This is a genomic window from uncultured Plantibacter sp. (genome assembly GCF_963518075.1).
Classification (GTDB): Bacteria; Actinomycetota; Actinomycetes; order Actinomycetales; family Microbacteriaceae; genus Plantibacter; species Plantibacter flavus_A.
In genome coordinates this window covers 22,676-30,104 of record NZ_CAUQHZ010000022.1, presented here as the reverse complement: position 1 = coordinate 30,104, position 7,429 = coordinate 22,676, and the positions used below count along the sequence as shown (strand labels likewise).

8 protein-coding genes are annotated in these 7,429 nt (G+C 69.3%); 3 read left to right on the top strand and 5 right to left on the bottom strand.

Going from position 1 to position 7,429, the window contains the following annotated elements:
- The 4 genes from RWN05_RS17215 to corA all read right to left on the bottom strand — a co-directional run.
- Positions 1–443, bottom strand: a 443-nt coding sequence (locus RWN05_RS17215; protein WP_314140479.1) for an FAD-binding protein, incomplete at its 3' end; no start/stop codon positions are given.
- A 26-nt stretch (positions 444–469) separates the two neighbouring features.
- A complete protein-coding gene (locus RWN05_RS17210) occupies positions 470–916 on the bottom strand; it encodes a succinate dehydrogenase hydrophobic membrane anchor subunit (RefSeq protein WP_064294824.1) in 447 nt (148 codons plus the stop codon).
- Positions 916–1,344, bottom strand: coding sequence for a succinate dehydrogenase, cytochrome b556 subunit (gene sdhC, locus RWN05_RS17205; protein WP_255376691.1), 429 nt, complete (start codon positions 1,342–1,344; stop codon positions 916–918). The genes RWN05_RS17210 and sdhC overlap by 1 nt, the downstream gene beginning before the upstream one ends.
- A 194-nt stretch (positions 1,345–1,538) precedes the next feature.
- Positions 1,539–2,663: a magnesium/cobalt transporter CorA gene (corA, locus tag RWN05_RS17200; protein WP_071262530.1), complete on the bottom strand. Its 1,125-nt coding sequence runs from the start codon at positions 2,661–2,663 to the stop codon at positions 1,539–1,541.
- Between the two features lie 107 nt (positions 2,664–2,770).
- Here corA and RWN05_RS17195 point away from each other — a divergent pair, with 107 nt between their 5' ends.
- Together RWN05_RS17195 and RWN05_RS17190 are read left to right on the top strand one after the other, a co-directional pair.
- Positions 2,771–3,886, top strand: coding sequence for a mannose-1-phosphate guanylyltransferase (locus RWN05_RS17195; RefSeq protein WP_064294827.1), 1,116 nt, complete (start codon positions 2,771–2,773; stop codon positions 3,884–3,886).
- Between the two features lie 13 nt (positions 3,887–3,899).
- A complete protein-coding gene (locus tag RWN05_RS17190) occupies positions 3,900–4,388 on the top strand; it encodes a hypothetical protein (RefSeq protein ID WP_079002879.1) in 489 nt (162 codons plus the stop codon).
- A 40-nt stretch (positions 4,389–4,428) separates the two neighbouring features.
- Here RWN05_RS17190 and RWN05_RS17185 read toward each other — a convergent pair whose 3' ends face one another.
- The gene (locus tag RWN05_RS17185; RefSeq protein ID WP_079002878.1) at positions 4,429–5,433 is read right to left on the bottom strand and encodes a hypothetical protein; all 1,005 of its coding nucleotides are present in this window, start codon (positions 5,431–5,433) and stop codon (positions 4,429–4,431) included.
- 263 nt (positions 5,434–5,696) lie between these two features.
- Here RWN05_RS17185 and RWN05_RS17180 point away from each other — a divergent pair, with 263 nt between their 5' ends.
- Positions 5,697–7,403: an ABC-F family ATP-binding cassette domain-containing protein gene (locus tag RWN05_RS17180; RefSeq protein ID WP_314140475.1), complete on the top strand. Its 1,707-nt coding sequence runs from the start codon at positions 5,697–5,699 to the stop codon at positions 7,401–7,403.
- Positions 7,404–7,429 lie beyond the last annotated feature (26 nt).

The following is a 7,429-nucleotide window of genomic DNA, read 5'->3' as shown; positions in this document are numbered from 1 at the left end:
GCCGCGTAGCAGGCGCGGCGGACCGGAGCCTTGCCGTGGTCGCGGGTGTGGCCGCCGAAGCGACGCTGGTCGATCTTGCCCTCGGGGGTGCGGTTGAACGGCAGACCCATGTTCTCGAGGTCGATGACCGCGTCGATGGCCTCCTTCGCGAGGATCTCCGCAGCATCTTGGTCGACGAGGTAGTCGCCGCCCTTGATGGTGTCGAAGGTGTGCCACTCCCAGCTGTCCTCCTCGACGTTCGCGAGCGCAGCGGCCATACCGCCCTGCGCCGCTCCCGTGTGGGACCGCGTCGGGTAGAGCTTGGAGATGACGGCCGTCTTCGCTCCGGGGCCGGCCTCGATCGCGGCGCGCATGCCGGCACCGCCGGCACCGACGATCACGATGTCGAACTGGTGGTAGTGGATGCCGTCGATGACGGTGGACTCGGTGGTTTCTGTAGTCACGGTTTCCGTTGCTCGGTCTCGGTTGCTCAGTTGGCGGGGCAGAACGACGCGAGCAGGTCTGCAGGTGCGCCGGCGGGGCACGGGTCGAAGGTGAAGACGACCAGGGTCCCGAGGATGATGAGGATGGTGACGGCGGCGAGGATCGCGACCTTGAGGACGCCGCGGATCGTGCGACCCGTGGCGTAGTCGTTGACGATGGTGCGCATGCCGTTGCCGCCGTGGATCAGCGCGAGCCACAACATGGCGACGTCCCACCACTGCCAGAAGGGGTTCGAGAGCTTGCCGCCGACGAAGGCGAAGTCGATGGCCTTGATGCCGTCACCCACCATGAGGTTGACGAACAGGTGGCCGAAGATGAGGACCAGCAGGATCACGCCGGAGACGCGCATGTAGATCCAGCCCCACTTCTCCCAGTTGACGCCCTTGCGGCGCGCGGGACGAGCGGGGGTGCGGGGAGCGGCGATCGTCGTCATCAGTGGCCCATCTCGCTGAACACGTTGATCAGGTGGCGCGGCGTGAAGCCCAGCATCGTCACGACCCAGAGACCGATGACGATCCAGAACATGGGCCGCTGGTACTTGGTGCCCTTCGACCAGAAGTCGATGAGGATGATGCGGATGCCGTTGTACGCGTGGTAGGCGATGGCGGCGACGAGTGCGACCTCACCGAGCCCCATGATGGGGTTCTTGTACGTGCCGATGACCGCGTTGTACGCCTCGGGGGAGACCCGCACCAGCGCGGTGTCGAGGACGTGCACGAGGAGGAAGAAGAAGATGGCGACGCCGGTGATCCGGTGGAGCACCCACGACCACATGCCCTCACGGCCCCGGTACAGGGTGCCGGCCGGGCGTTTGGATGTCGTGGATTCCAACGGTGACGTTCGCGTGAGACTCGCGGTCACGAGGTCCTCCCTGATAGTCGCTATCTGCGGCAGATCGTTCTGCCGTGCGGGGGTTGTTGCCTGCCGTGCGTCGAATCGGCGCGCTGGACCAAGTGTAGGCGGGGGATGCGCCGTCCCGCCGCTAAGGCTGGCCTAACTGTCTCGACGTCGAGAGAGGCCGGACATCTGCGCGACGACCGGGTGACACCGGGTGTTCACAACCAGTTCCGACGTTTGAACACCTTGTAGAGGATGACGCTCGTGGTGGCCATGAGCGCGAGCGCCATCGGGTAGCCGAACCACCATGACAACTCCGGCATGTGGGTGAAGTTCATGCCGTAGATCCCCGCGATGAGACTCGGGCCGAACAGGATGGCGGCCCAGGAGGAGATCTTCTTCACTTCGTCGCCCTGCTTGAGGCTCGCCTCGGTCATCTTCGCCATCTCCTCGTTCTGGCGTTGACCGACGAGGGTGCTGTTCACGGTCAGGATGTCGCGCAACAGCTCCCGGTAGGCGTCGATCCGCTGGTTGACGCTCGTGAGGTGGTCGGCGACGTCGCGGAGGCCGCGTTGCAGTTCGTCGGCGACGCCGTACTTCGCGCTGCCCTGTTCGAGCGACAGCATCACATCGCTGAGCGGGTGCGTCGCCCGCTCGAAGGCGATGACCTCGCGGGAGAGCTGGTAGATCCGGCGGGAGACCTGGGACTCGCCGACGAAGACCTGCTCTTCGATCTCGTCGATGTCGTTCGAGAGCCCGGCGACCACCGGGCCGTAGCCGTCGACGACGGCGTCGATGATGGCGTACAGGATGGCCTGCGGACCGTAGGCGAGGAGTTCGTGCTCCTGCTCCATCCGCGCCCGCACGTGCGAGAGGTCGGGGGACTCGGCGTGCCGCAGCGTGATGACGAAGTTCGGGCCGACGAAGACGTGCAGTTCGCCGAACTCGACGGTCTCGGTCTCGTCGACGTAGTTGGCGGCCCTGAGGACGACGAACAGGACGTCGTCGTACCGCTCGATCTTCGGCCGCTGGTGCGCGGTGATGGCGTCCTCGACGGCGAGCGGGTGGAGACCGAACTCCGCCGCCAGGACGCCGAGCTCGCCCGCGTCGGGCCGGTAGAGCCCGATCCACGCGACGCCGTCCGGGGTCTCATGGAGTGCGCGGAAGGTGTCCTCGAGCGAGGTGAGCGTCGAGCTGCGGGATCCGTGGCGGTAGATGCAGGCGTTGACGATGCTGTTGCGGCCGTCGAGGTCCGCTGCGTCCGGCGGACCGACGGGGACCGGGGGAGCCTGCTTGCTGCCGAAGGACGGGATCGGGATCCCGAGGACGTTGCGTCCAGCCATGCTCGTACCGTTCTTTCTCATGCTCGATCTGGCGCTCATCGTAAACCCGTCAGATGACGCTTCCGTGCCGTCGTCCTCAGGGTGGAGCCTGGCGGTACGCTCGGGGGATGACCACGCCCCTCGAACGCTTCTACGCAGTGATCCCGGCCGGCGGCATCGGCAGTCGTCTCTGGCCGCTCTCGCGAGCCGACGCACCCAAGTTCCTGCACGACCTCACCGGCTCCGGCAGCACGCTGTTGCGCGCGACCTGGGACCGCCTCGCGCCGATCGCCGGTGACCAGCGCATCATGGTCGTCACCGGGCGTGCGCACCGAGCGGCCGTCGAACAGCAGCTGCCCGACCTCGCCGACGCCAACGTGGTCCTCGAGAGCGAGCCGCGCGACTCGACCGCCGCGATCGGGCTCGCCGCCGCGATCCTCGTCCGCCGCGAACCCGACGTCATCGTCGGCTCGTTCGCCGCCGACCACGTGATCCGCGGCGACCGGCTGTTCCGCGCCGCGGTCGCCCAGGCCGTCACGGCCGCCGAGGAGCGCTACATCGTCACGATCGGCATCCAGCCCACGGAGCCCGCCATCGGGTTCGGCTACATCAAGAGCGCCCGCGACCTCGGCATCCGCGGAGCCGAAGGGGTCATGCTGGTCGACTCCTTCGTCGAGAAGCCCGACCTCGCCACGGCCAAGCGGTACGTCTCGAGCGGCGAGCACCTCTGGAACGCCGGGATGTTCATCTCGCGGGCCGATGTCCTGCTCGAGGAGATCGGCCGACAGAAGCCCGAACTCCTTGCCGGCCTCCTCGAACTCGCCGAGGTCTGGGACGACGCGGCGGCCCGCGGGCCGGTCGTCGACCGCGTCTGGCCGGCGCTCGAGAAGATCGCGATCGACTACTCCGTGGCGGAGCCCGCCGCGGCCGCCGGTCGCATGGCCGTCGTGCCGGCGCACTTCGACTGGGACGACGTGGGGGACTTCGCCTCGCTCGCCAAGCTCAACTCCGGTGGGCGCAAGTCCGACCTCGCCATCCTCGGCGAGAACGCGCGCGTGCTCTCGGACGCTTCCAGCGGCATCGTCGTCAGCCAGACCGGTCGGGTCATCAGCCTCATCGGCGTGCAGGACATCGTCGTCGTCGACACCCCGGACGCGCTGCTCGTCACCACGAGTGCCAACGCGCAGCGGGTGAAGAGCGTCGTCGACGCCCTCAAGCTGTCCGGTCGCGACGACGTCCTCTGATCGGCGACCGTCGGTGACCGCGCTGCGCGAGCTGCTCCTGCAGGCGGGCGCGCGTCTCCAGGCCGCAGGTGTCCGTGACGAGGCTCTGGCGGAGGTCTACACACCCCGCGGACTCCCGCTCGTGAAGCGGGCACCCGCGCTGCGGCCGATCGGCCGGGCGTGGCGCCTCGGGGTCGTCCTGCTCTCGGCCGACGGTCGCCTCTTCACCGCGGCCGAGTCCACGCGGGCGGTGGAGCCGAAGTGGTTCAACCACCGCTCCTCTGAGGTCGAGCACCGTCGGATCGCGCAGCAGGCGGCGCACCGCGGCCCGTTCGCCGAAGGCGACGTCGTCAACTTCGAGGTCGTCGAGCTCGCGCTGGACGAGGCGTCACTCCGGGAGGGTTCGGGTCCGTTGCGCCTCGTCGACGACGCGGTCATGCTCCGCTGGGCCGGGCACGACCTCGGGCTCACTCCGCTCGACGCCTACCTCGACGACCGCGTCTCACTCCTCATCGGCGAGTGACCCGTCCGTTCGCCCGAGAACGGGCGGACCGACGGGGCGATCAGACCGCGGGGCCGAACCACTCCGTGTAGAGCCGCCAGAAGTTGCGGTTGCCGTAGGCGCTGCAGGCGTCGCCCGTGCCCGAGACGTTCGCGAGGGCTGCGGGGTTCGGTTGGTACGGCGTGTAGAGGTAGAGGTTGGCCGTCGCCTGGTTGCGGATGTCGACCTGGGTGCCGCCGCAGGCCGCGTCGGGGCTGTACTGGATGTAGACCGATCCCAGGTGATACGCCCGCTGGTAGGACTCACCCGGCACGTTGAGCGGGTACAGCGTGTACTGCCGGAACTGCCATGCGGAACGGTAGACCTGGTTCTGGAACCCGAAGTAGTCCGCGTCGCAGCTCGCGCTGAAGTTCGGGCCGGTGTCGGGACAGCCCCAGCCCATGGCGCGCGCGTAGCCGTATTCGCTCGGCCCGGTGATGAGCGACTGCTCCTTCTGCATGAGGACGAGCAGCACCTTGGGGTTGATCCCACACGCGTGGGCGACCTTCGCGACGATCCTCGCCGCCGACTCGTTCACGGCGCCGCGGTAGGCCTCGCAGTGTCCGGGCTCGGCCGCCGGGACGGACTCGGTGCTGGCACGGAAGTCCGCCAGGCACGGCACGCCGTCCTTCGGGGTACAGGGCTGGGAGGCGAAGAACGCCTGGACGTCAGCCTCGCTCATGGCGTTCGCGTCGTAGAAGTTCGCGTCGCTGATGATCTCGCCCGGGTCGAAGTCCGTACCGCGGACCGTGGGCGGTGTCGGCTGGGCGGGCTTGCTGGGAGCCGGCTTCGCCGGCTTCGTCGGTTTCGGGGTCGCCGTCGAGGGCGTGGTCGGCGAGGGACTCGGAGTGGGCGTCGGCGTCGTCTGCGTCGGGCTCAACTGCGAGCTCGCCGCGGTCGCCGGCGTGGTCGGCAGTGCGCCGAGTGCGACGAGCGCACCGATACCGAGCGCGGCGAGCAGCGAGGCCGCGGCCGATCGATGCCCACGGCGACGCCGCGCGGGCGAGGGGACCGACGGAGCACGCATGACGACCAGCCTAATCGGGACCGGTGACGTGCAGGGCTTGCGGCGGCCGACAACCGACGGATAGCCTGAAGGCACTGTGAAGAACTGAGCGAATCGACGTCCCGCGCCTGCGGCAGACCATCACGAACGTGATGTGCCCGGCGGGAATCCATCGAGGTACGCCAGACGCTTCCAGGTCCGCCCAGGAGTTCGAGCCCAGCGCTCACTCCTGACGTGTCGGACGACGACCGTACGCGGCGTGCCCCATCTCGAAAGGGGCCTCCATGCGAGCACCCGTGACCCACGCAACACCAGTCCACCGCCGCACCGCTTCGAGGTTCGGGCGATCCATCGACATCCAGCAGCTCCGCGCCGACGGCGTCACCCGCTCCTACGGCGACCGCGTCGTGTTGCGCGACGTCGACCTCGTCGTGTCGGCCGGGGACCGTCTCGGCCTGATCGGCGAGAACGGCGCGGGGAAGTCCACGCTGCTGCGCATCCTCGCCGGGATCGACGAGCCGGACGACGGCGAGGCCGTCCGCCCGGTGCGCACCGGCATCCTCATGCAGGAACTCGAACTCCCGGACGACACGACGGTCGGCGAGCTGCTGGAGCAGGCGCTCGGCGAGGTCCGGGCCGTCGAGCAGGAGCTCGAGACGTCGGCGTCGGCACTCGGTGAGCGGGGTACCGCCGGTGACGGTTCCGCCGAGCAGCGGTACGCCGCCGCGCTCGACGCGGCGGAACGCGCGGACGTCTGGACGGCGGACGCCCGGTTGGACGCGGTCGTCGACGGCCTCGGTATCACCGGGATCGAACGGTCGCGACGACTGGGTGAGGTGAGCGGGGGACAGCGATCCCGCTTCGCCCTCGCCGCGCTCCTCGTCGCCAGACCGACCGCACTGCTGCTCGACGAGCCGACCAACCATCTGGACGACGAGGCGGTCGCCTTCCTCCGCGGCCACCTGTCGGAGTGGCCGGGCCCGGTGCTCTTCGCGAGCCACGACCGCGCCTTCCTCGACGAGGTGGCGACGGGGCTCGTCGACATCGATCCGTCCCGCCCGGTCCCCGTCGACGAGGCATCACCCGTCGTGGAGTTCGGCGGGCCGTTCAGTGAGTACCTCGGCTGGAAGGCCGCAGAACTCGACCGGTGGTCGACGCGTTACGAGGAGGAGCAGGCCGAGCTGCGACGGCTCGCGTCCGCGGTGCACGACGTGGCCCCGCGGATCAACCACGATCGGGGCATCCGCGACAACAACCGGATGGCGTTCGGCATGCGAGGCGACCGCGTCGAGCAGCAGATCAGTCGGCGGGTGCGGAACGCGCAGCTCAGACTCGAGGTCCTCGAGCGCGAGCAGGTGCGGCGCCCGCCTCGCCAACTCTTGTTCGCAGGGATCCCGAGCGGCTCGACGGTCCTCGACGAGGGGGAGCAGCTGCTCGACCTCGCCGACGCCCGCGTCGACGGCCGGCTGCACCTCGAACGCCTGCAGCTGGCGCCCCGGTCGCGCGTGCTGGTCACCGGGGCGAACGGTTCGGGGAAGTCGACGCTCCTGTCGGTGCTCGCCGGTTCGCTGCGTCTCGATGCGGGGACCCTCCTCCGGCGGAAGGGGCTCCGGGTGGGGCTCCTCGAGCAGGACGTCGCGTTCCCGGAGGCGGATCGATCACCTCGGGAGGTCTACGACCGGGCGCTCGGCGAGGCGCGTGCAGCGCGGACCCCGCTCGCGGGTCTCGGGCTCCTGGCGCTTCGCGATCTCGACCGTCCGATCGGTCGGCTCTCCGTCGGGCAGCAGCGCCGTCTGGCCTTGGCGCTCATCATCGCGAGGCCTCCGCATCTGTTCCTCCTGGACGAGCCGACGAACCACCTGTCGCTCGCGCTCGCGACGGAGCTCGAGGACGCGCTGGGCGATTACCCGGGTGCGGTCGTCATCGCGAGCCACGACCGGTGGCTCCGTCGGCGCTGGACCGGCGACACCCTGATGCTGGACCGCCGCTGACCGGGATCCCGGTCGGTCCTGCCTGG